Genomic DNA, 23,384 nt, shown 5'->3' on the forward strand with positions numbered 1-23,384 from the left:
CTTTTCATTGAATATATTAGTTACCAGTAGTAGCGGTAGTAGCACCTTCAGCACCAGTAGCTGCTTGAGCCTTAGATGGGTTCATGTAAGTGTCAAGAATGTTAGACATGTCCTTATCTTTGATTGATACCTTAGCCTTCTTCAAGACCTTCGCAATAACTTCTGAAATCTTAGTTTGATCGTTCATGTTAGTTGACATGATTTGGTCTTCCAAAGTCTTCTTGATTGCTGGAGTAATCTTGGCTGGCTTTTCACCCTTGTTGTCCATGTAAAGAACAAAGTAACCGAATTGGTCTGAGTGAACGGCAGTCTTAGTGAATTCACCGTTGTTCAACTTAAATGCAGCTGCCTTAAATGCAGCATCAGTGTTAGTGTCAGTGTTATCAAATGGAGTGTAGAGACCACCCTTGTTTGCAGTAGAAGCATCTTGTGAGTACTTCTTAGCTAACTTGATGAAGTCTGCCTTAACGTCCTTAGACTTTTCCAAGTCCTTGATAACAGTGTCAGCATTCTTCTTACCTGAGTCGTCATTCTTCAACAAGATGTAACGAACAGTAACCTTTGGTTGGTAAGCCTTAAATTGTGTGTCCAATTGCTTTTGTGAAATCTTAGTGTTATCCTTCACAGCAACTTCCAACAACTTTTGAGTCTTGATGCTTTCCTTCAAGCCAGATTCAGTTTGGCCTGATTGAGCCAATTGTGTTTTAAATTGGTCACCGTATTGCTTCTTCAAGTCATTGAATTGCTTGTTAACTGACTTATCAGAAACCTTCTTACCATATTGGTCTTGCAAAGCGTCATTGATAATCATCGTTGATAATACTTGCTTACCAGAATCTGAGTTCTTCAAGCTTGAGTAGTATTGATCTTGGGTAATTTTGCCACCATTCAAAGTAGCGACGGTCTTGTCACCACATGCGGCCAATAACATTGCTGTAAATACTGCTGCTACACCTAAAACTGCTTTTTTCATCTTCATTTGAAATATACATCCTTCTTTTCTAATTAATTATTTCGACATCTATTAATATACCACATCTAACACCTTGATACGATTCTATAACTTGAAAGTTAATTGAAAATTAAAGCCAAATACGACCTTTTTGTGAAGTAATCGCGAAGTATTTCGACAATATTACAATTTCTGCTTTTTCATCTGTTCATTAACTCGTTGTTTCCCGACATCGCGTTGCATTAACCAGGCTGTTCCAGGTACTGTTAAAATGACTGCAATCATCGAAAATAGCAACATCAGGAGTTCAGCGCCAAAAATTTTTGAGTTAATCACGGCGCCCCACCCATAATTTAATTTCACAAACCAGATACTTAAAGCTAAAAAACTACCAATAAAACCAAAGAATAGCGTGTTGATTGCCGTGGCGATAATTTGCCGCCCAATATTCATCCCATGACCGAATAATTGCTTGGTCTTAATAGCAGGATTATCTTGGAGCACTTCTTGCATCCCCGCAGCAATTGCCATCGCGGCTTCGGCAATGGCTCCAAGTGTACTCAAGATGGCCGCCATAATACCAATTTGTAGGAAATTCAGACCAATTGTTAAAGACAAGCCTTCAAGTTCTTCAGAGTCTTCCATCGCAAAGCCCTGCACGTGTGCCCAATGCTCAACTGGCACAATCAAGCCCATTAAGACAAGCATGACTAAGACCGAGGCTAAGAATGCTACACGAGTAACTTGGTCATTATCATCACTCAAGAAAATTGTCACTGCCAGCATCACAATACCGACCACTACAACAATAACTAGTGGTGAAAAGCCCCACGCAATCAGCGTAATTGCAAGAAACAGCAGGAAGAAATTGAATAGTAGGCCAAACAACGCTTGGGCACCTTGTTTCCCACCCACAATTAACATAAGAACCGCAAAGACGAGAAATAATCCAGTTAATGAACTCATTTACTGATTCCTCCTTGCTCCGATTGCCGGGTTCCTAGATATGCAGCTAACCAACTAGCAACTGGTACGGTTAAGACAATCCCAATTCCCGCAATAATCGTTTGCACGAGACCAAGTGCCATATTCATTTGGAAGGTATAGGCCCAGCTGTTGCCGTTGCGTAGATATAACAACGACATCGTCAAAGTACTTGAAATAAAAATCAAGAATAGCACGCTCGTTAATGCGCCCATGATAGTTTTCCCAACATTACGCCCAACTAAAAATAGTTGCCAACGGGTAATTTGCGGATTGGCCGCCTTAACTTCAAACTGGGTTGCAACAATATCCGTCGCTTCATCCATCACGGCGCCCAATGCTGCTAATAAGGCTTCCGCTAAGAATAACGGTTGTGGCAATTGCGTAATGTATTCCATTAATTCATAGTGCATACCACGTTCATGGGTAAGTGCGAGCACAACTAAAGCAATAATCAACGCCAGCCCCACACTACATAGTGATGCCAGCAACGTAACGAGCATTTGCCGATTCTGCCCCAGTGCCAGTATTAACGTAATTGTTGCCATCAAAATCCCTAGTCCGCTAAATAAGACCACCACGTTAATATTCTTAATGTCCAAATCTAGTATAATTGCCAAAATCAATAGCCCTGCATTAATCAGGACACTCAATAAAGTCAATAAACCAGGTAATTGCATCAAAACAATTAAGAGGCTGACTGCAATCCAAGCGACAAAGGCAATTAGCGTATCGCGCTTTTGTCCAGTTATGGTAGCGCCCTGTTTACCCTGATGTTGAATAAAGACTTGCTGCCCTTTTTTATAAGGTTGATCTAGTGCGCCACTTTTAGTAAAGGTGTTAGTCGCATTGAGAATTTGCCCACGTCTGGCACCATTTAATAATTTAATTTTTAAAACTTGTTTGGTACTACTATCAACGTTCGCGAATTGATCAGTCTCTTTGACGGGCTGACCAGTTTTAACGCTGCTAACTTGACCAACTGTTTGTGAGTACAACGGGGCATCAAAGTGCGTCAAGATGACACCCACACCACCTAAAAATACTAACAACCAGATAAGCCGTTTGCGCCATTGAATTGTGCGCGTTTGTTGCGCTAATTTTACTTGCATAGTATGCTCTCCAATAATTGAGCGGACAGTAACTGGTTAAATCGGCTAAATTTTTTCTAGCGTGGAATTTAGATATGCGTCTCAGATTGATTCCCACTACGAGGCTGAAACCAGTCTGGACACCGAAATGGGACAAACCTGACGCTGAGGGTAGAGCCGACCGGGCCTTATTTGTCCAGCGTAGCTACAAATGTGAGCAGTCTTTTGGCTTTAGCCATTAGACTGCCAGCTATCCCGAATTGCCCAAGACAGACACTCAGCCTGGAAGGCTAATCTAATCGGGTTTTGATTAGATTCAGTTGTTTGTTGCAAACAAACTGCTGGAATGTTTTGCGTTGCCGTACCTCAGGCATAAGCAAGCGGCTTGGGCATGTGCTTCCATCTCGGTGCACAATGTGATTTTCAGGCACGCAGTGGCATCATACATCTCATCGCATTTTATAAATTCCACGTCAGACGGAATAGAGCCGTTAAATCCATTACCGTCCATATACCGAAAAATGGTGTCCTCCTTGAGTCCACCATTTCGTTAATTGAGCTATTCGGTAGAACCAAGGCGCCGGTTTTGTCCGTCCATCAAAACTTCTTTAGTTAAGTAACGGAAGCGTTGCATTAACCGGGCTGCTTTGACCGGTTCCGTGCCATCCTTAGTTTCTGCTAAATGTTCACGTTCCAACTGAGTCATCCCGAAATTCGATGTAAAAAATGTTGCTAGTTCATTTTGCATCCGATATTCGAGGATAACCCCTAAGATATCATCACGACTCCATGGCGTCATTGAATCCGCGCCGATATCATCAATAATCAAAACTGGTGCTTGCTCAATCTGTTGAACTTTCGTATCAACGTTATTATCTTTGATTGAATTGCGCATTTCCACGATAAAACTAGGGAAATGCATCATCGTAACTTGCACCCCATGGTCAGCTAGTTCATTAGCCATCGCACCCATCAGATATGTTTTCCCGATACCGTATGAACCATAGAGATACAAACCTTGTTGATATTTTTTAGGATTAGCCAAGTATGTTTCAACCCAATCAAGGACTTGATTCACAATTGCAACACGATCTGCACTAACATCTAACGTATCAAAAGTTGCTTCGCGCACCGCTTTTGGTACGGCAACTGCGTGAATGCGCGCATGTCGAGCAATGCGTTTCTGTTTTTGAATGGCTTGTTCACTTGGCCGATATGCAACATCAACGTAGTGCCCTTCCATAATTAATTCTGGATAATAACCAGGTGCCACAGTCGGTTGGCCTTTTTCAATTCGGCGTTTTTGATCAACGAACTCAAAAATTTTAGCTGCCGAACGTTCAAAAGTATCCTCAGCCAACTCATCACGATGCTCATTTAAAAAGCTCTGTACATCGGCATCCGCAAAAGCCGCTTGGATTGCTTCGTTGGCTTTAGCAAAATTATTTGCATGTTTATTAAAGTATGCTTGCATACTTGCCCCTAAATTTTGCATCGGGTTTCCTCATTTCGTTCGTTAATTTTCATTATTTTGTGCCCGTGAAGCACGTAAACGCTCCATGCGCGCCTCAGCTGCAGCCTTTTGGGCGGCAATTTCAGCCGGTGTTTTTTGTTGTTCTGCTGTTTTTTCATAAGTTGGCGTGGTTTCCACTTTCCGTGGTGTCCGCCGGTAATTACCATTATTAGCACGACTTTTACTCTTCGCTGCGCGTTCTTCATTGAACTTGGCAATATCGGCCAACGCAGCTTCCGCAGTCATAATTTTATGTTGTCCCAAACTATTGGCAATCGAGTTGTAATACGTCCGCGTTAAGTTATCGTTCTTCATTCCGACCAAGACATAATATGTCAAAATGTTAATCACTTCCATTGGTAACACATTATGCTCAACTAAATCAGTAATCGTTTTTTCTTCATTAGCGGTCACAAATCCATGGCGGGCTGTCTTGATACTATTTAAAAATTCAACTGGCGAGAGGTCTTTGGCTTCTTGCACAATTTTTTGCACCGTCGCTGGTAATGCCGTGGTTGTTGGCGTTTCAGTTTTTTCGCTTGGTGTAGCTGGTACTTGTTCAACTTCGGCTTTGGCGGTAGTTTGCCGTTGTGTTTTATACATATCTGACACCGCCTGCTTAAGCGCTAATTCATTGATTTCATGCGTATCGAAGTTCATCGTTTGCCGGATAATGTTGGCAAGTGCTAATTCGTTCACACCATACACCATGTTTTCAGAAATAATTAAATTACGATATGGTGCGAGCTGTGCGGCCGTCAAGCCAGTACTTTGCAGCGTATCTAGTAGCAATTCAAAATCAAAATGACTATCCGTTGTATCACTAAAAATTGCTTGATTCGTTTGTGCGCTAACTTGGCGGGAAACGTTTTCATCCATTAAATCAGCCGCTTGATTAAATGCTGCCGAACTCAAATGAAAAACATCGAGCATGCTTTGCGAAATATCCTCACCCTTAAAATCTAATAGTCGGCGTAAGCGAAACTTTGCTTGGAGCGTTTTATATGCTTGGCTACCAACTGCATCAATCAAGAGCACACTCATCAATTCGTCACTGAAAAACTGATCTGGTAGTAATGGGGCGTGCATTTCGTAAACGTAAAATTCACCCAACGCATCCGAATTATGCCATGTGTGAATTAAGTCGACTGCTTCTAACCGTCCTCGCGCTTCGACGATTGCTTGCGGACTCAAACTAACTAGGTTCATTAAATCACTGTGCCGGCGACGGTTAGCTAATCGTGGCTGTTCATCCAACAATGTCCAAAAAGTATTGAATAACGCCATTGCATTTGGGCCAATAATTGGCTGATATAAATACGTCAAAACTTGCCGATCAAAGTCACTTAAATAAGCGGCTTCCGACAAAATAAAGCCACTCATTGGATTCAATTGCCGTGCTTCTCCACTCATTTTTCACCTAATCAATCTTTCTTAGTTTTATCATTGCCAACAATTTCTTGAAGCTCATTTAAGAACACTTCAACACTGTCAAAGTGCTTGTATACACTTGAAAAACGAATATAGGCAATTTCATCAATATCCTTTAAATATTTCAACGCATACTCACCAATAATCTGGCTGGTAACTTCACTTTCACCGAGTTTACGTAAATCTTTTTCAACTTGAGCGACAACTTGCATCAGGCGATCACTCTTGATTGGACGTTTTTCAGCGGCGCGCACTAATCCGCGGAGGAGTTTTTCCCCCTTGAATTCTTCGCGTGAGCCGTCATTTTTGATAACAAATAAAGGCGTTGTTTCAGTTCGTTCAAACGTTGTAAAGCGGGTACCACACTTTGGGCATTCACGACGACGACGAATTGAACGTCCTTCATCGGCGGGCCGACTATCAACCACACGGGTATCGTTATACTGACAATTAGGACATTGCATTGGGCAATCACCTTTCTACTTTTCCAATTTGGTTTAGTTGTAAACACCAAATAATTAAATTTAATATTACATCTAGTATAACAGAAAATACTAGTACACACCTCGCTGGATTGTTCGATATTTCATGTAAAATTAACCATTAATTTCAGCTGACGTGGGAGTGAATAAACTTGACCACTACATGCCAGTAAATTACTTGGCGCACCACGCTAGAAAAAAATTTAGCCCCTAATATCAAGAATTCCAAACCGTCCCCAAAATTGCAGTTGTCCACGACAAAAAACTCGATTTCAACCTTTGTTAGAAGGCAAAATCGAGTTTGGGAGCAGAAGACTTACTATTCAGTCCTCTTTGAAGTCAGCTGCCCATGGGTAAAAATTAGGCACAGTATCAGCTTACTTTATTTGAGTTTGATTAGTTTTTGAACTTGGCGATAATCATCCAAGTGCGCTTGATTATCTGATTCTTGTAAGATATACGTCGGAATAAATTTAGCCAAGTCAAACTTCACCTGATTACTAAATTCACCAACTTTAAGCACTACTTTTTTCTTTTTCTTTTGGACATGTACCGGTGCATAAGCGAAATTGTTAACATCACGTTTTACCGCCAAAAATGGGTGTTTGTCTTTGTCATCCAAAGCAATCAACCACGTATCGTCTTTTTTGGTTACAACTAGTTTTTGTTTGCTATTAATTTCTGATTCTAACTTGGCAACGATGTGTTTGTTAGCCTTAGTGTTATCACGATAGCCAATCAGCGCCGCACTCAATGCTTGCGTGTCGGTCATCGTTTTAATTGTCTGTTTTACTTGCTTATTAATTTGTCGGGTTATTGCTTTTTTGTAGTAGCTTAATGAAGCAACCGCCTGTCCGTCACTTTCAGACATACCTTCCCGCTTAGCGTTATTCGCACCTTGTAAGTACATTTGCTTATCTAAGACATTAGCACGAATATCAAAATCTGGTAGTTTTGTTTGCTTGGCTCCAGGCGCATCTAAACGGGCACCAGTATGCTCGTTGATTTTGATTGCGTAACCTTGGTAAGGCTTCGCTTGTTGTAAGTCTTTCCCACCATAATTGTAGGCTGCCGCATAACCGGCTTTATGATAACGCAACTCTAATTCATCGTTGTGAATCTGCCACTTACCAACCACTACTTCGCTCGTGTCAAAGCCATTATCGGCATACTGCCGGAATGTTCCATTTGGCTTGATTGATAGTGAAACCGTCCATGTGTTCATGACGGTTTTGCCATCAACGCGGTAAGCCTGTTTAGCGTTGCCAACCCACGTTTTACCGATAAAAAATGGATGTGCTCGGTCATGCTTGGCTTGCGCGATGGACGCTGGTGTTTGGGGATTACGAATTTCATATGATGGTTCATTATGCTGATTCACATAAACAAAGCCCACCGTCCCCAGTGCGGCAATGCCAATAATTAAACTGATAATTTTCGTGACTGGTTTCATATTATTCACTCCTAAATATTCAACTAATAGTATAGCACGAATTGCGGGTGAAACTGGTTTGCGAAATGATTCTCTTATTTCACAAAAGTCAAAAAAGTGTACAATTAAAAGTTAGCTTATATTAAATAACTAACTACACATTTGAACGTATAGGAGAATATCATGTTAAAACAATCTGTTTATTTAGCGTCACCTTTTTTCTCAGACGAACAAATCGCTCGCGTCAAAAAAGTCAAAGCATTATTAGAAGCCAACCCAACAATTGATAGTGACAACATCTACCAACCAATGCAACACCAAAACGAGCAATTTGAATTTGGCTCAACGGAATGGAAGCGCGCAACTTTCCAAGCCGACTTGCGCCAAGTTGATAATTCTGATGTGGTTGTTTTGATCATGGATTACAAAGTCGAAGAAGGTAGCTACGAACCAGACTCAGGTACAATTATGGAACTTGGCTATGCCTTCGCCCATAATACTCCTATCATCATCGCCCAATTTGATGAAAATGATGCCCCACTTAACTTGATGGTTGCCGAAGCATATACCGCCTACTTCTGGAAAGAAGACGTTGCCGAGCTTGCAACCTATGATTTTAACACGTTGGAATATGTTCCGACAAAGCGTACTGTATTTTAGAAATTAGCAAAAATTCCGCTCACACCTTTTTACAGAGGTTGGCGGAATTTTTTTGTTTAAATAAAAAAAGTTTTTGCACTGAAAACGCTTGTGGCGACTACCATTTTGTTAGATTTACGACAGGAACTTACTTTTTGTCAATTTAAATCCAACACTACATGTTGTAATCTAATCACATCGCAACCACTACATATTGTGATTGCGGTGTAAATTAGGAGGGATACATCATGAAAATTCGTTTATCAGACACTTTTATTGAAAACTGCATCGCCACTTTAACGCCGCATTGGGGCTCGTTAGGCTGGGTTACGTACAAGCGGACTTATGCGCGGTGGCTGCCAGAACTGCAGCGGACTGAAGAATGGCACGAAACCGTCCGGCGCGTGGTTGAGGGCAATATCAATCTCGACCCACGATTAACAGCTACCACACCCGACGTAACGCTCCAATCAGAACTCCAAGCCGAAGCTGAACAAGTGTTTAAGGTTATTTATAGTTTAGCAGCCACGCCATCGGGACGGAATTTGTGGATTTCTGGGACGGATTATCAACAGCGGAACGGAGATGCCTTAAATAATTGCTGGTTCATCGGGATCCGGCCACAACCTTATGGAGCTAGCCATATCGTTCCTCCATACGTAGAACCAGCAGAAAAAATGGTTTCAATGCCCTTCGCCTTTTTATTCGATCAATTGATGAAAGGCGGCGGGGTTGGTTTTTCAGTCGTACCAGAGAATCTCAAGCAACTGCCAATCGTCAATAATGCTGTGACTAGCGACGTCATCATTGCGCCAACTGCCACGTCATTTACTGATTCACTTAACGTGGGTGCCAAATCGCGCGAAACGTTCCCCACAATTGATCCCGCAACCACCGAATTAATTCAAATTCCTGATACCCGCGAAGGTTGGGTTGAAGCGGTCGCGTACCTCATCGACGCTCATTTTTTACCAGCGACGCGTATTAAGCATCACCTAGTTTTTGATATCTCAGCTATTCGGCCAAAAGATTCCCGGATTAATGGGTTTGGTGGGACAGCTTCCGGACCAATGCCCCTCGTTGAATTATTGATTGCCATCAATGATTTGCTAAACCAGCACATTGGTGAACGACTTTCTGCGGTGGACTGCACTGATATCGCTAATTTGATTGGTAAAACTGTTGTTGCTGGGAATGTCCGCCGTTCCGCAGAAATCGCCTTAGGTGCACCAAACGATACGGCCTTTGTGACGATGAAGCAAGATAAAGCCCAACTTTATCACCACCGTTGGGCTTCCAACAATAGTGTCATCATTGATCAAGCAACGACTGATTTTGAGCCATTAGCGGCGGCCATTGCTCAAAACGGTGAACCGGGAATTATCAACTTGGACATGATAAAAAACTATGGTCGGTTAAGCGATGGTTACCAAGCGGGGATTGACGCTCTGGCTGAAGGAACTAATCCATGTGGTGAAATTTCCCTTGCTAATGGTGAACCATGTAACTTATTTGAAATTTTTCCTGCCATCGCAATCGAACAAGGTTTTGCTCTCAATGATATTTGTGAACTCGCCGTCCGCTTTGCTAAACGGATCACGTTCAGTCCCTACGATTGGGAAGTGTCCCGTAACATCATCGCGCAAAATCGCCGTATCGGGATTTCACTTTCGGGTATTCAAGACTGGGCCTTGAGTAATTTTAGTGAACCAATCGTTACTGGTTTCACGCAGGTAGAAAATGGGACGCAGGAACCCATATATAACCAAGCAATGGCACAGGCGTTAACCGCAGCTTACCAAGCAGTTGTTGCGGCTGATATTGCGTACTCACAAGAATTGAATTGTGCGCCTTCTGTCAAACGAACTACCGTCAAGCCATCGGGCACGGTTTCTAAACTAGTTGGTGCTTCAGAAGGCATGCATTTTCCTTACAGCGCCTACTTAATCCAGCGGATTCGTTTTCAAGATTCTGATCCATTATTGCCAGCGCTAGCAGCTAGTGGCTACCGGATGGAACCGGATGTCTACTCGGCTAATACGATGTGTGTGGAATTTCCAATTAAAGCACCGATGGCTGATCATGCCCAATTCTTAGCGGCTAACGATGTGCCCCTCGCCGTTCAAATGGCCAATCAAGCTTTCTTGCAAACGTACTGGTCAGATAACTCCGTGAGTTGCACATTGACCTTTAATCATGCTGAGCAAGCTGAAATTGCCCCTTTGTTGCATCAATATCAAGACCGCATCAAATCAACTTCGATGCTCCCTTATAGCGACAACGGGTATGAACAAGCGCCAAAAGAACCTATCAGCGCGACGGTCTACCATAATCGGCTAAATGAAATCACCGGTAATGTTCAGCAGCTAGCTAATTACACCGAACTCGGTGCCCTTGAATTAGTCGACGCTAGTGATTGTGAATCTGGTGCCTGCCCAATTCGGTAAATGTCAAATACGACACATCTTAAAGGAGTAGCAAATATGCACAAAAAATGGTTATTCAGTATTCTGGCGGTTTTACTTTTGCTTGGCATTGGTGGTTATTTTTACCATCAATCAGCCACGCCATCGCTAGCAAATCACACAGCTAAGCAACATGTCACCATCAGTTATCAAACTAAACAAGTCAACCGCAGTAAAAATATCACTTTTACGGGCTCTAAAACGTTACTAACTTTACTAAAAAGGGAACCATTTAACGCCCAATTCACCAAAGACGGTTTTATTACTGCTGTTGCTGGCATTAAACAAAATCCGAAACGGGGCCAATTTTGGGTTTACACCGTTAACAACAAACAAACTTCCGTGAGCGCCCAAAAGCTGGAACTCCACTCACGTGATAAAGTAAAATTAGAGCTCATCAGTTACAAGGCCAAATAATGAACATGCCAATCAAAAAAATGGCGCTGATTGCTATGTTAGTAGCGGTAGCAACAGTTGGCCGGTTAGTCATTCACCCCGCCCCTAACGTGCAGCCATTTACGTGCTTGATTCTTTTTTGTACTTGGTATCTCGGCTTGGAATACGGCATTTGGGTTGGCATCTTAGGAATTCTGACCTCCAATCTCTTGCTTGGGCTGTCACCAACAACCTTCTTTCAGATTATTAGTTATCTTGTAATTATCTACCTCGCTTGGTTAGTTACCTTTTTACCAAATTGGCACCTGACCTTACCTTGGTTGATACCAGCGGTTGTGGTTGCGGGCTTCTTATACGGCTTTGTCATCACGGCCCTTCAAGCCCCAATTCTATTCGTCCACTTAACATGGCAAGCTTGGCTGACTTACTATCTTGCGGGGTTACCATTTGATTTAAACCACGCGATTGGTAATGGTATTTTTTGTGGCATTTTGTATCAGCCATTTACCTTGTTATTGTCACGGCTGAAACGCCAGCAACTAATCTGATAAATTTGTTTAATGAACGAAGTAATAGCCCCGATTCCACTTATTTTAAGGTGGGAGCGGGGTTATTGGTTTTGCTATATAACATGTTTTTTAACTGCGTTAATCAGCTTAGATTCAACCGTTAATGTTGTATCACAATTTACGGTAAGACCAGCAAAAATCCAAGAGTATGAAACCACAAATACCAATCCGAGAACGAAACAGATAATTTACGAAATTTTGCATTTTGCTCCCGAAATAAATAACCCTACTTCTTACGAAACCCTAACGATTAAAGGTAGCCTTTGCTATCCAAACTACATCGTAATAGCATGAATTTGTGAACAAGTATATATTTCAATCGCATTTGGGGGATAATTTATGGAATCAATATTTGAAAGAAACAAAAAGTATATTTGGGCTGTGATTGTAGCCCTAGTCGTTATCGGCGGAACACGGATTGGCATTGATTTATATAATGTTAATCCACCAGACCGGGATATTACCGGTCAGATGAGACGAGTCATGGGGAATGCGGCAGCGGTTGATAAAATTGCTTTTGATAAAGAAACAAAAGATTTTCTCATGAATAATAAACCAACAAAAATTGAGCCAACCGATGCTCAAGGATTGGTTGTTGCACAAAAAGGTTCAATTATTTACGTCTACGGGCTGGTAATTAATGGGCATGCTTTTACGGCATTCATTAAATCTGATTCGCGCGGGTCACTCAGAAAGAAGATTTTTCCTAAAAGATCAGTAGTCCAAATGAGCACCGATAAAAATGCTTCAAAAATTGATGAGTGGCTCAACAAGAAATAATCTTAGCTAGTAAATATTTTGTGCGGTTAGTTACAAAAAAGAACACCTACTAAATCATTGTAGATGTTCATACGGACAAACAATTTGTCGGCGCTTAGCCTTGGTTGGGTAAGCACCTTTTGTGTTCTTGAGCAATAAAAAAACTTGTTCAGCCATTATCTTCTTGTAATAAAATTCAACAATATATTGGTTCATATTGTAAGTTCGCCGCCCCGTCCAGTACTCCTTCAAGAAGTACTTGTGTTGCTCGTCTTTATATTCACGCACCACGTTAATTACCTCAATCAAAAGCTTGATGACTGCGGGATTAGAATCATTGAAAATAGTGCGTTCTTTGCGGCCAATGCGTAGCTTAACGGCGACAATATCTTGTAACATACAAAATGACACCTCCTAAGTTATGTATGAATACAGTTTACTAGGAGATACCAATGTTTATAATCCGTATGGTGTTTCTGCGCTTACACCGTACAAATCCTGTTCATACTTCAATAAATTTCGATGTTGGTTTTTGTGAATATCAAATTTTTCGCAATTTTGCATTCTAACCATGCGTTACACCTTTTCCAAAGGATAAATTTCAAAATATCGAATTCACTACCGCGAATATGGAATGGACCACCACACCTAAATACATCACTAGCGACATAATCGTTACTTCAATCCACAACTTCACCAGACTCTGCCATTTCGCATGCGACTTAATCATGAAATACCCAATAATCATAACAAAAAGATTAACCCCGGTTTTTCCTCCCATTCCAATGACAAGTGTTGTAATCCGATTCAGTCCTAACAAATTATGAAAGTGCCAACCTGAGTAGATTGTATAGTGATATAACACTACTTAATTAATATCATGTTTCACTTTTTCCGACGTTTAATTCCAACTATTGCAATTAAAAGCACTACTAATAGTGAAAGCAGGCTCGTTATTATCCCCAGTTTCAATCCTGGTGTTTGATATTTGAGCTTAATTTTATTTGCTCCAGAAGCAACTTTTAAGCCAATAAAATCATTATTAACTCGTTCAATTTTTATTACATGATCATTCACAGTTGCCCGCCAACCATTTGAATATGGAATGTTTGTCACTAGGTACCCTGCCTTTGATTTATTCACCATTCCTGTCATGCCCGAATAATCTGCGCGCGTAACTGTCATTGCATTTTGTTGATTTGTCTTAATACCTTGTAGAACATTCTGATTTAAATCGCAGCGTGCAATTCGTAATTTAAACGTATACGTCCCATCACGGTTGAAGAGGAACCGAATATAGTCTAAAGGTTTATTAGTGATACCTAGGTTAAACGTAGCTTTATCACGTTTTTCATACATGGCTCCTTTGGAGGGTTCTGCTTGCTCTAAGTGTGCAACTCGCTTAGAGTTATTTGCCTCAATTTGCATTCCAAAAGTTTTATGAAAGTCTAATAGCACGTGACGGGTAGCAATGTATTTACCTTGCCAATGTTTGACAGATAAACGTCTAGCATCTAACTTAGCTTGCGCAACATTTGATAGCGCTTTGAAATGTAATTCATCAACGTAAACGTGTGTTTCACCCAAACCAGCAGTAAGCGTTGCCGGTAATTGAACTTTCATCCCCTTACGATACTTAATCATGACTTGTGCGGTATCGATATTAATTGGTTTTACCATGACTTTTGTACCATTTAGGCGTTGCGTTTTGTAGTCTACTGGCTTGGCAATACTTATATTCGCCATTTTAGTCATTTGCGTAGCGTTCTTAGCTACCCTCTTATCATTTACACCAACGTTAGTCAGTAATAATGTATCCGAGTACTTACTAAGGGCATCCGGTGCGTCATATGCTTTATTAGCAGCCATCCAGTACGCAACTGGCTGCGCCATCGTATTCTTCAATAAGATAGACTTACCTGCAATATTCTTATCAACCTGAACATACTGCTTTATCTTACTCAATGAAGTTTTACGATTGGCAAGAATATAATCTGCCCCTAAATAACTTGCGACTACAAACCGATTATCGGCGCTCCCAATTGGTGCAACTTCCCGATAATTCGGTAATCGTAGTTGATTTTTCCCAAAATCAACCATCGAGGCGGGTAACGTTGAATAATAATCATTCACCAGATACATATCACCAGGAAAAATGTTCAACATGCTGTTACGCGAGCGTGGCAAGAGATAACCGACCGCTTGTGTAACTTTGATTAACTGATTAGTTCCAGTTTTATGCTGAGCTGGTGTGGCTAAATTCGCAAAGAACTTATTATATCCCGTCGGATTACTAGTTCGTTGTTTAACGGTCTGTGTGCGTAATAGACTCACGGAACTATATGTCAGTGGATCGTATAGTTGCGACCCAACCGTTAGCACCAGCATTCCAACAAAGAACCCGGCAAACAAAGTTTCATGCTTAACCCATTTGCCTTTACCTGGGTTAAAAATCAGCAATGTGAAAATCACTAATCCAATTAGTTGGGTATATACCGAATAATTGTTAATCGGGAAGAATATATTACTTACTGCCAATACAATCAAATAACCAGCCAGTATTTTGACAAAGGTACCCTTCTCACTCGCCGTAACAGACTTTCGATTAGTTAATAGATGCATGGCGCCAAATGACGTTAGCATATTCACAAAGAACATCCAGCGGTTTGTTGCCAAGTTACCCAATGACATCAGCACACTGGTTATTGGAAAGAGCAGTAACCCATACACGATGAACATCATCCGGGCTTGAACTTTCAGTTGTTTGCGTTGGACAATTAACCAGATTGTTCCGATTAATGATAACCCACTGACACTACCTTGAATCCAGTAGATACTTGGTGAAATTGTATTTTTTAAACCTAGTGGCATTGATAATAGTTGCACATAATAACGTAATGGATAAAATACTGTCAGATTCTCAAAACCAGTTCCCACACGTGATGATTGACTCATCATTGTCATCGTTGGCCATAATAGTACCGCGGATAATCCAACCCCTAGTACGATGTAACCAATCAATTGTGCCCAGTCGAAAAGCCATTTAGTATTGCAGTAATTTATTAGATACGTTGTTAAGGCATAAATACCAACAATAATTGCTAGAATAATTGCCCAATAAAAATTACTTGTGAACGCTAGTGCAATGACAACGCTCAACCATAGTCCTTTCTTAGTCGTAAAATAACGTTCAACTAAGACCAGCAACAACGGTAAAATAATCATTGCATTCATAAATAACGGTTGGACTAAAGTAGAGTAAATACCAAACGCTGAAAAGACATACAACGTACTCCCAAGCGCCGCAATCTTTGGTGAGAATTTAAACTTTGCTGCCAGGTAATTGAAAGCAAACGCTGCCGCTACAAAACGTAACAGCACAATAATTTCATAGCCTAATAATGTATGTGCCCGATTAAAAAACAACATGAGATAGCCAAACGGATCACCCACAATATAATATGAAAACGTATTGAACCAATCACTCCCATTAGCAATCCGCCAATCCCATGTACCGAACGCTTTTGGATGCTGTAAGAACTCTACTAGATACTGATGGAATTGAGCATAGACGTTAATATGCTGATTGAATGAATCACCTTGCGCAACCAGTGACGTGCCACTTAGAAGCAGCAATCCAAACGTCAATCCCATTGTTACAACTAGCATAATGGTTAACCATACCCCATGCTGTTTCGTATATTTATTTAATTCCCCATACTTCAACAAATCCATATCTCCTTCATTACTAACTACCTCTTTAGATTACTAATAAAATGTACATTATTTCCTTATAAGAATAAAGCGACGCAAATCAATAGTGATTATAGCACTAATACACTGATATTCACCTTGCCGAAACTAAAAAATGATTCAAAATCTACAATCGATTTTGAACCATCCCTTTAACTTATTATAAATATCTGGTGCTGAAAAACAGAGTGCATAAGACCAAATATGAAATCACTTATCCTCTAGGATGACCACTTGCACCCCCTCAACTACCACAATGAATATTTATACACACACCACCGAAAAACAGGTCAGCGAGACGTCAAATCTGTTCGCAAATCACGTCAAAATCGATTATTAGTCTCGCCGGGGTAGGAAGAAGGGTAGGAAGATAGACACCAAAGCCCTCAACACCGCGGTGTAGAGGGCTTTATTTGCTATTCCGTGTGCTGGATTCGAACCAGCGAATTATGGATTCAGAGTCCACTGCCTTACCACCTTGGCGAACACGGAAGAATACTACACTAAATATTCTAGTACTCTCATGCGAGTCTTGCAAGTTTCAGTTTACATTTTTTCCCGGAAGATGATTAACTTGCTGAAAACATAGTTAATTAAAATCACAAAAATATTATCAATGACTTTCCAGACGATTTCGTTACCGTGTAGCATTGAAATCCCAACAAACAAAATTCCCACTTCCATCACGTACGTCAAAATCCGGAAAAAGAAGAACGAACCTAGTTCTTTAGTAATCGCCGCAAACCCATGTACGCGTGAGCCAAATACCCACACACGGTTGGTTAGGTATGCCACTAAGACCGCCGCAATCCAGGCAATGAAGTTAGCTAACTGATAATTCCAGCCAATCCCCTTCGTAATCGCCGCAAAGACCCCAATATTAATGATCGTTGTCACACCACCAAAAAATAAATATAAAATTTGTGCCCGATATTTATCGAACAGCTCTAACAATTTTTGCATTATGCTTTTACTTGCTCCTAAGTAATTTCAGTATTTGCGCGGTGTCCCTGATTTTCAGGGGACCTATCGCTCTTTTTTGCTCCGCTTATTCTAGCATATTTTGGCGTTATTAAATGAAAAAATCGAGATTCTTATCCCGATTTTAGAAAGTTATCTTAACTTGATATGGCACAAACTTCGTCGTCAAATCGTAATTTAAGTACGTACCGCCAGAAATATCAATCGCGTGGGGTTGTTGCTCTGGTAAATCAAGAGCGCGAATCCAGCCAATATTCCAAAATTTACCATTGGCATCTGGCATCCCGATTGACGTTGTCCCATTATCATTTTCAACTAGTTTGATGCTCATATTATTGTATGGCACATTTTCAAAACGCCGTAATGCCGTCGTGCCAATCATCGCTTGTAAATCCGTCGCCTTGTTAATCCCGCGGTAAGCCAGAATGTTGGCTTTGCGCGCAGCGGTGTATTCATAGTTAGCAATGATTGCCTGTGCTTCCCGATTCAGTTCCACCGTGTGCACTTCAACGTTCGTGACCTCGGCATGTTGTGAACCATATGTTGCTTTACGCTTGTTTACCGGCCGATTCTGCTGACGTTGCCCACTTACTGAGCGTTGTTGTGATGGCGCCGTTACTTGCTTGCTCCGACTATGTTGTTGCACTTGGTTACGCACATTACGTGATGTTTGTTGGGCCTGGGACGTATTCCGTTGCACAGCTTGTTGCTGCTCTGGTGTTGTTGGCACCCCATTTTCCGCCAACAATTCCCCTAGAATTTTTTCTAAACCTTTACCATTGACGACATCTTCGATAATTTTAGTTAACATGGTTTTCCCCCTATTATTCTGTTAAAACTCGCTGTCACTAACAATGTACCATTAAGGCACCTGACCTGTATTATTTTACGTGAAATGGATTTCGCCAAACATGCAGGATACCAACGTTTTGGATACCCTAACTATATGAAATACTTTTATGTTCCTTAACTATTGAAAGCCCTGAATGCCCTAATGAAAAGCATTAATCACTTTTTATTATACCGTACCGAACCCATTATTGAGTACGTTAAAAATTATCATATTTTTCAACGCTAGAAAATGAACAACCCTATTCCCAACAGCTCGGAAGAATAAGTAACTGATTTTTGAGACAAATGTGTTCAAAACCTAATTGAACACATGCATAACAACTTAACTAGTTTTGATTATCGCTATTTTCCCATACAATGTCGTACTCGTGGCATTAATTATGCGCCATTACCCACAAAGACTTCATACTACGATGTAGAGTGTGCATATTACCAAACAAAAAAGTGAACTTCAACTAATCAATCCGGTCTTGAATTACGTATTTACGTTTACTTAATTCCGGGTGTGTTTTAACTTTTAAAATAACTCACTCAGCAGTTTGTCTGGTATTTACCCACTTTGAGATTTGCCTGTGGCGTCCCGTTATCCACTTGATTATTTTTGCACCATGCTTTGCTGCCAATGCAATAACTTTAAACATAAACTGGAATTTTCTTTCGTTAATCCCAATACATAATTACAAGAGATACTGTTGAAACACATAAATTATTTCTATAGTATAAGGAGATTTCATAACATGAAAATTACTATTGCACTCTGGGGATCAATTATTATTATGTATGTCTTACAGCGATACGTCTTTGCTCGCCTTTCAAGCTCACTGTCCGCCTACGTTATTCCTGGGTTAGTAGTAATTCTGTGGTTTGTTGCACTATTTAGGTATCATGCCTTTGGATTCATTTCAGCATATTTAGCACTAGGTGGGGTTCTCGTGTTGTTGGCACTTGCTTCTGAAGCGCATGAAGATAGTGAGAATGCAAAAAATCATAATTAAATATAGTAACTATGTGTTCCTTAAGCTAAATATTAAGCAACGTCCAACAAAACCGTGCCGCCTGTTTCTATTTGAATTTACAGAAATTCAAAAACTAATTAGCATTAAGAAAGCGTATAGTGAATGATCACAATATTTAAAGACGATTTATTTAAAAGCGTCAAATCGGTTCGTACTATTATCGTGTTAATTCTGTTCATCGGAACTGTGTTTTTAACCAATAAATATGGATCTAATTTGCCAGTAATTAGCGGTAATGGTAGTATTTCCATTCTGTCAATTATCTTCTCTGTTTTCTCAATCTTCGGAATTTTATTTTCGTTTATCATTTTTGGGGGAACGATTGTTAAAGAAGTCGAAGATCAAAGTATTCGATATTTACTGCCTTACATTAGCCGAACCAAAATATTGATTGCCAAATTCCTCAGCATGTTTGTATTTTGGCTTTTAGTAATTGCGGTATCGATATTAATGACGCTGCTTATGCAAAGCTCAACTGTGTTCCCTTATCAATATGTACTAAACCTTACCGTGTACTTTTTATACGTTAGTTCACTTGTTACCCTAACTAGCGTGATTTTAAGTAAAGAAAAGTTAGTCTCATTCACCGGTATCGTTCTTGGTATTGTGGCACCTGTAATCGGTAGTTGGGGACTCGTTTCGCACAATCTTTTCTTAAAAGTAATTAGCTGGGTATTACCTTTTCGGTATACAGATGCAACATGGCAAATTTTCATATTAATGGGAATTTCGATTATTGTGTTCCTAGCTGCAACTATTCTGTTTAAGAACAAGGAGGTATAATTTTTATGATTTCAGTCGATAATGTTTCCGTTCACTTTGGATCAAAAGTTGCCCTTAACGACGTATCATTTTCAGTTAAGAATGGCGCAATCACTTCACTGGTTGGAAAAAATGGCGCTGGTAAATCAACCGTAATCAATGTGCTGTCATCATATTTACCACGTTACTCAGGCAAAATTAGTAAACAACGATTGAGCGTTATGCCAGATGCTGATAATTTGTACCGCGATATGACAGGCTATCATTTCCTAAAAATGATGAATTCAATTAAGAAAAATAAGTCAATGGCACAAACTGATGCACTACTTCGTGAGCTAGGAATCTGGGATTCACGCGAAACAAAAATCAAAGACTATTCGTTCGGTATGAAAAAGAAAGTGGCCTTTATTCAAGCATATATTGGTAAATTTGACACTTATATTTTCGATGAACCGACTTCTGGTGTGGATTACGCTGCCGCAAAAGTTATGATGGCCCGTGTCCGCACGTTAGCCGAAAAGGATAAAGCCGTATTAATCACTTCACACGATATGCAAGAAATCGAGAAAGTAAGCGATTCGATTATTCTAATCGCCAACGGACATATTAACTCCCAAGGCACGTTAGCCGAAATTTCAGAATTTCTAGCCGATAAAAAACTTCTAACTTTTGTATCGTTGCCCGAGGATCAGGTGAAATTGGTGGCTTTGTTCAACAAATTGGGATATATCACAGTGATTGATGACCAAACCTCAAAAACTAGCGTCAAAAATGCACCCGCGGATGCCACGGAATTACTACAAAAAATCATTGAAAATAATATTACTCTCAAAGGGTTTTATGAAGAACTTCCTAGTCTGATTGATGTCATGGACGCAATTTAAGCGAATCTATTTATTAAGACGTTGGAATTTCATTCCACGTCTTTTTATTTTCCACATTATTAGTATAAAGACTGCAACGTTGGCAATATATTCCACCGGTATGTGAAATATCTGGCTAAATTTTTTCTAGCGTGTAATTTGGATATGTGTCCCATATTGATTCCCACTGCGAGGCTAGAACCAGTCTGGACACCGTGATGGAAGACAAGCATTTGAAGCCAAAGTGCGGTCTTCAATTGTTTGCGAAGCTTGGCTCGCTAACGCGGTAACCATCTTCACAAATCCATAATCAGTAACGAAACCCGTTACTGATTATGCCATCACGGTGCAAGCTACAGTCCAGCCTCTTCGTTAGTTTGCGTAGGCATTCTGACTAGTAATATGCCTTACAATAAAAAAGTCGCCATTTCTGACGACAATCGAATTTGTACAAATCTTCGGTTCTATTAATACTGGATACTCACTACTATTATGGCCCCACCCAGACTCGAACTGGGAGCAAAGACTTAGGAGGTCCCCGTTTTATCCTGTTAAACTATAAGGCCAGTTAGCTAGCCCAATTGGACTAACTATTTTATTTTATCATAACTCATTTACAATTAATTGCATTTCGACTGGATTTATTCCTAATTGAATGTGATCCCCCACTAAAAAGCGGACAAATGCTAATAATTGAACTTTGCCGTCACCCGCTGCAAATGCCGAATTATCGACTAAACGCGCCGCCACAAACCGGACAGTTGTATCTGACCAGTCGTTTGGTTCGCGCCAAAAAATTGCATATTGGTCCGTAATGAAATGGGCCAAAACATCTTGGATAGCAGCTTGGTGGTCGCCAAAATCATTTAACGCCACAAATGTCATTGAAACTTGATTGGCAAAATATGCCACTTGGGTTTCAACTTGTTGACTGTATTCGCGACCAAACATTGGGGCATCAGTCGTTACCCGCAATTGGGTAGCCGTCGCCTGAGTCATTAACTCAGTCATGCTTGGCTGCCTTTTCTGCTTGCGCGGCTTTGTCAGCCCACTTCTTCCGCATACCCTTGTTCTTAGAGGCACCCTTTTTTGAAGCGGCTTTCTTCTTAGCAGCAATCTGTTCCTTTTTTGACAACACTTTTTCAGGAACAACCGTAACTTTAGCGCCGGTCTTAGCAGCTTTGGCCGTACCAGCTTTCACACTACCCTTTGCAGGTGTAGCAGCCTTAACATCTGTCTTAGTTGCTTGTTTTACGGCAACAGCAACTGGGGTCGTGCCTTCAGGACGTACATCAACTAATTGGTTATTCGCAAAGTACATTGGCTTTAATTCAATCGTTGCTGGAACTGCCTTCTTTAAGTTCCGCAAATCATGAGCATTACCGAAGTTCACAACCAACCCCTTGCGTCCCATCCGACCAGTCCGCCCAACCCGGTGAGTATACACAACCCCATCTTGTGGCAAGTCGTAATTAATTACGGCTGGCAAATCAGCAATATCTAACCCACGGGCGGCCACGTCAGTCGTCAATAGGAATTGAATTTCACCCTTACGGAACTTGCGCAAGGCATCAGCGCGGTCAGTCCCACGTTGCTTACCACCAAGTGGCGCAACTTTGACGTGTTCGTGGCGTAATGAACTAGCTGCGCGTTCCATATCTTGGAGCTTGTTGAAGAACACAAGTGCCTTAAACTTTTTAATGTGGCTAAAACGACGCAACATTTGGACACGTTGTGGACCGGCAATTGTCATCATTCCATGACGAACTTCACCTTGAGAGTGGTCAATCGCACGGACATCAATAGTTTCAACTGGCAAGCCAAAGGTTGATTCTAAGTCTTCGAGCACTGGTGTTGTCGTGGCTGAAAAGAAGCCAAATTGTGCTTCGTTATCAGCTTGGCTAACAATTTCTTTGATTTCAACTAAAGTTTCATCAACCAAAAGTTCATCAGCTTCGTCAATTACGACCGCTAACAAACGGTGCAATTTAAGTTTCCGGTCATTGACCATGTTCAAGATACGGCCGGGTGTCCCAACAATGATTTCTGGATTTTCACGAAGCTTTTCCATTTGACGTTTAACATTGGCGCCACCAGTAATTGAAGCAACCTTAACACCTACTAAACTTGCCCATTCGCGCATCACGTTCGTCGTTTGCATCGCGAGTTCTTGTGATGGTGCGATTACTAAGACTTGCGTGCCATCGTCAGGCACAATCTTGCTCAATAATGGCAACGTGAATGCCACTGTTTTACCTGAACCAGTTGGTGCCAAACCTAAAACTGATTCACCTTGGGTCATTGGTTCCCAAACTGCCTTTTGAATCGCGGTTTGTTCCGTATAACCTAATTTTTCAAAATGCTCTTGTAACACTGCTAACATATTTTGCTCTTTTCTTTTAAAAATAATGTCCATTCAGCAATGCTAAATGGACGAGAATTTG

The 23,384-nt window shown here is 40.8% G+C and carries 21 protein-coding genes and 2 tRNA genes; 8 read left to right on the forward strand and 15 right to left on the reverse strand.

Going from position 1 to position 23,384, the window contains the following annotated elements:
• Positions 1-16 precede the first annotated feature (16 nt).
• The 7 genes from EQG49_RS03400 to EQG49_RS03430 form a co-directional block, all read right to left on the reverse strand.
• A complete protein-coding gene (locus tag EQG49_RS03400; protein ID WP_133364519.1) occupies positions 17-973 on the reverse strand; it encodes a peptidylprolyl isomerase in 957 nt (318 codons plus the stop codon).
• 162 nt (positions 974-1,135) lie between these two features.
• Positions 1,136-1,918: a YibE/F family protein gene (locus tag EQG49_RS03405; RefSeq protein WP_133362649.1), complete on the reverse strand. Its 783-nt coding sequence runs from the start codon at positions 1,916-1,918 to the stop codon at positions 1,136-1,138.
• Positions 1,915-3,048, reverse strand: coding sequence for a YibE/F family protein (locus EQG49_RS03410; protein ID WP_133362650.1), 1,134 nt, complete (start codon positions 3,046-3,048; stop codon positions 1,915-1,917). The genes EQG49_RS03405 and EQG49_RS03410 overlap by 4 nt, the downstream gene beginning before the upstream one ends.
• 538 nt (positions 3,049-3,586) lie before the next feature.
• The gene (dnaI, locus tag EQG49_RS03415) at positions 3,587-4,522 is read right to left on the reverse strand and encodes a primosomal protein DnaI (protein WP_133362651.1); all 936 of its coding nucleotides are present in this window, start codon (positions 4,520-4,522) and stop codon (positions 3,587-3,589) included.
• A gap of 21 nt (positions 4,523-4,543) precedes the next feature.
• The gene (locus tag EQG49_RS03420; RefSeq protein WP_133362652.1) at positions 4,544-5,953 is read right to left on the reverse strand and encodes a DnaD domain protein; all 1,410 of its coding nucleotides are present in this window, start codon (positions 5,951-5,953) and stop codon (positions 4,544-4,546) included.
• An 11-nt stretch (positions 5,954-5,964) separates the two neighbouring features.
• The gene (gene nrdR / locus EQG49_RS03425) at positions 5,965-6,435 is read right to left on the reverse strand and encodes a transcriptional regulator NrdR (RefSeq protein ID WP_133362653.1); all 471 of its coding nucleotides are present in this window, start codon (positions 6,433-6,435) and stop codon (positions 5,965-5,967) included.
• 400 nt (positions 6,436-6,835) lie between these two features.
• Positions 6,836-7,906 carry a hypothetical protein gene (locus EQG49_RS03430; RefSeq protein WP_133362654.1) on the reverse strand — a complete coding sequence of 357 codons (1,071 nt, stop codon included), beginning with the start codon at positions 7,904-7,906 and terminating at the stop codon, positions 6,836-6,838.
• Between the two features lie 162 nt (positions 7,907-8,068).
• Here EQG49_RS03430 and EQG49_RS03435 point away from each other — a divergent pair, with 162 nt between their 5' ends.
• The 5 genes from EQG49_RS03435 (at position 8,069) to EQG49_RS03455 (ending at position 12,734) form a co-directional block, all read left to right on the forward strand.
• A complete protein-coding gene (locus tag EQG49_RS03435) occupies positions 8,069-8,545 on the forward strand; it encodes a nucleoside 2-deoxyribosyltransferase (protein ID WP_133362655.1) in 477 nt (158 codons plus the stop codon).
• A 227-nt stretch (positions 8,546-8,772) separates the two neighbouring features.
• A complete protein-coding gene (gene nrdJ, locus EQG49_RS03440; protein ID WP_133362656.1) occupies positions 8,773-10,971 on the forward strand; it encodes a ribonucleoside-triphosphate reductase, adenosylcobalamin-dependent in 2,199 nt (732 codons plus the stop codon).
• A complete protein-coding gene (locus EQG49_RS03445; RefSeq protein ID WP_133362657.1) occupies positions 10,972-11,406 on the forward strand; it encodes a DUF4430 domain-containing protein in 435 nt (144 codons plus the stop codon).
• 5 nt (positions 11,407-11,411) lie between these two features.
• The gene (locus EQG49_RS03450) at positions 11,412-11,933 is read left to right on the forward strand and encodes an ECF transporter S component (protein ID WP_165964753.1); all 522 of its coding nucleotides are present in this window, start codon (positions 11,412-11,414) and stop codon (positions 11,931-11,933) included.
• A 360-nt stretch (positions 11,934-12,293) separates the two neighbouring features.
• On the forward strand, positions 12,294-12,734 hold the full coding sequence (locus tag EQG49_RS03455) for a hypothetical protein (protein WP_133362659.1): 441 nt from the start codon (positions 12,294-12,296) through the stop codon (positions 12,732-12,734).
• Between the two features lie 54 nt (positions 12,735-12,788).
• On the opposite strand, the gene EQG49_RS03460 is transcribed toward EQG49_RS03455, so the two are convergent.
• From EQG49_RS03460 to EQG49_RS03480, 5 genes are all read right to left on the reverse strand, one after another.
• Entirely contained in the window at positions 12,789-13,112 is a 324-nt protein-coding gene (locus EQG49_RS03460; RefSeq protein ID WP_133362660.1) for a hypothetical protein, read from the reverse strand.
• A 486-nt stretch (positions 13,113-13,598) separates the two neighbouring features.
• Entirely contained in the window at positions 13,599-16,442 is a 2,844-nt protein-coding gene (locus EQG49_RS03465; RefSeq protein WP_165964754.1) for a YfhO family protein, read from the reverse strand.
• Between the two features lie 443 nt (positions 16,443-16,885).
• Positions 16,886-16,958: transfer RNA gene (locus EQG49_RS03470), tRNA-Gln, on the reverse strand.
• Positions 16,959-17,012: 54 nt separating this feature from the next.
• Positions 17,013-17,429, reverse strand: a complete 417-nt coding sequence (locus EQG49_RS03475; protein ID WP_133362662.1) for a GtrA family protein — start codon at positions 17,427-17,429, stop codon at positions 17,013-17,015.
• A gap of 142 nt (positions 17,430-17,571) precedes the next feature.
• Positions 17,572-18,258, reverse strand: coding sequence for a hypothetical protein (locus tag EQG49_RS03480; RefSeq protein WP_133362663.1), 687 nt, complete (start codon positions 18,256-18,258; stop codon positions 17,572-17,574).
• A 778-nt stretch (positions 18,259-19,036) separates the two neighbouring features.
• On the opposite strand from EQG49_RS03480, the gene EQG49_RS03485 reads away from it, so the two are divergent.
• The 3 genes from EQG49_RS03485 (at position 19,037) to EQG49_RS03495 (ending at position 20,961) form a co-directional block, all read left to right on the forward strand.
• Positions 19,037-19,294 (forward strand): hypothetical protein, encoded by a 258-nt coding sequence (locus EQG49_RS03485; protein ID WP_133362664.1) that lies wholly within the window; start codon positions 19,037-19,039, stop codon positions 19,292-19,294.
• Between the two features lie 123 nt (positions 19,295-19,417).
• Complete coding sequence (locus tag EQG49_RS03490) at positions 19,418-20,098, forward strand: hypothetical protein (protein ID WP_133362665.1); 681 nt, start codon at positions 19,418-19,420, stop codon at positions 20,096-20,098.
• Positions 20,099-20,103: 5 nt separating this feature from the next.
• On the forward strand, positions 20,104-20,961 hold the full coding sequence (locus tag EQG49_RS03495) for an ABC transporter ATP-binding protein (RefSeq protein WP_133362666.1): 858 nt from the start codon (positions 20,104-20,106) through the stop codon (positions 20,959-20,961).
• Between the two features lie 472 nt (positions 20,962-21,433).
• Here the strand turns inward: EQG49_RS03495 and EQG49_RS03500 are convergent.
• The 3 genes from EQG49_RS03500 to EQG49_RS03510 form a co-directional block, all read right to left on the reverse strand.
• Positions 21,434-21,506 (reverse strand) — tRNA-Arg (locus EQG49_RS03500).
• A 37-nt stretch (positions 21,507-21,543) separates the two neighbouring features.
• A complete protein-coding gene (locus EQG49_RS03505) occupies positions 21,544-21,951 on the reverse strand; it encodes a hypothetical protein (RefSeq protein ID WP_133362667.1) in 408 nt (135 codons plus the stop codon).
• Positions 21,944-23,356, reverse strand: a complete 1,413-nt coding sequence (locus EQG49_RS03510; protein ID WP_243115746.1) for a DEAD/DEAH box helicase — start codon at positions 23,354-23,356, stop codon at positions 21,944-21,946. The genes EQG49_RS03505 and EQG49_RS03510 overlap by 8 nt, the downstream gene beginning before the upstream one ends.
• Positions 23,357-23,384 lie beyond the last annotated feature (28 nt).

Source organism: Periweissella cryptocerci (genome assembly GCF_004358325.1).
GTDB lineage: Bacteria > Bacillota > Bacilli > Lactobacillales > Lactobacillaceae > Periweissella > Periweissella cryptocerci.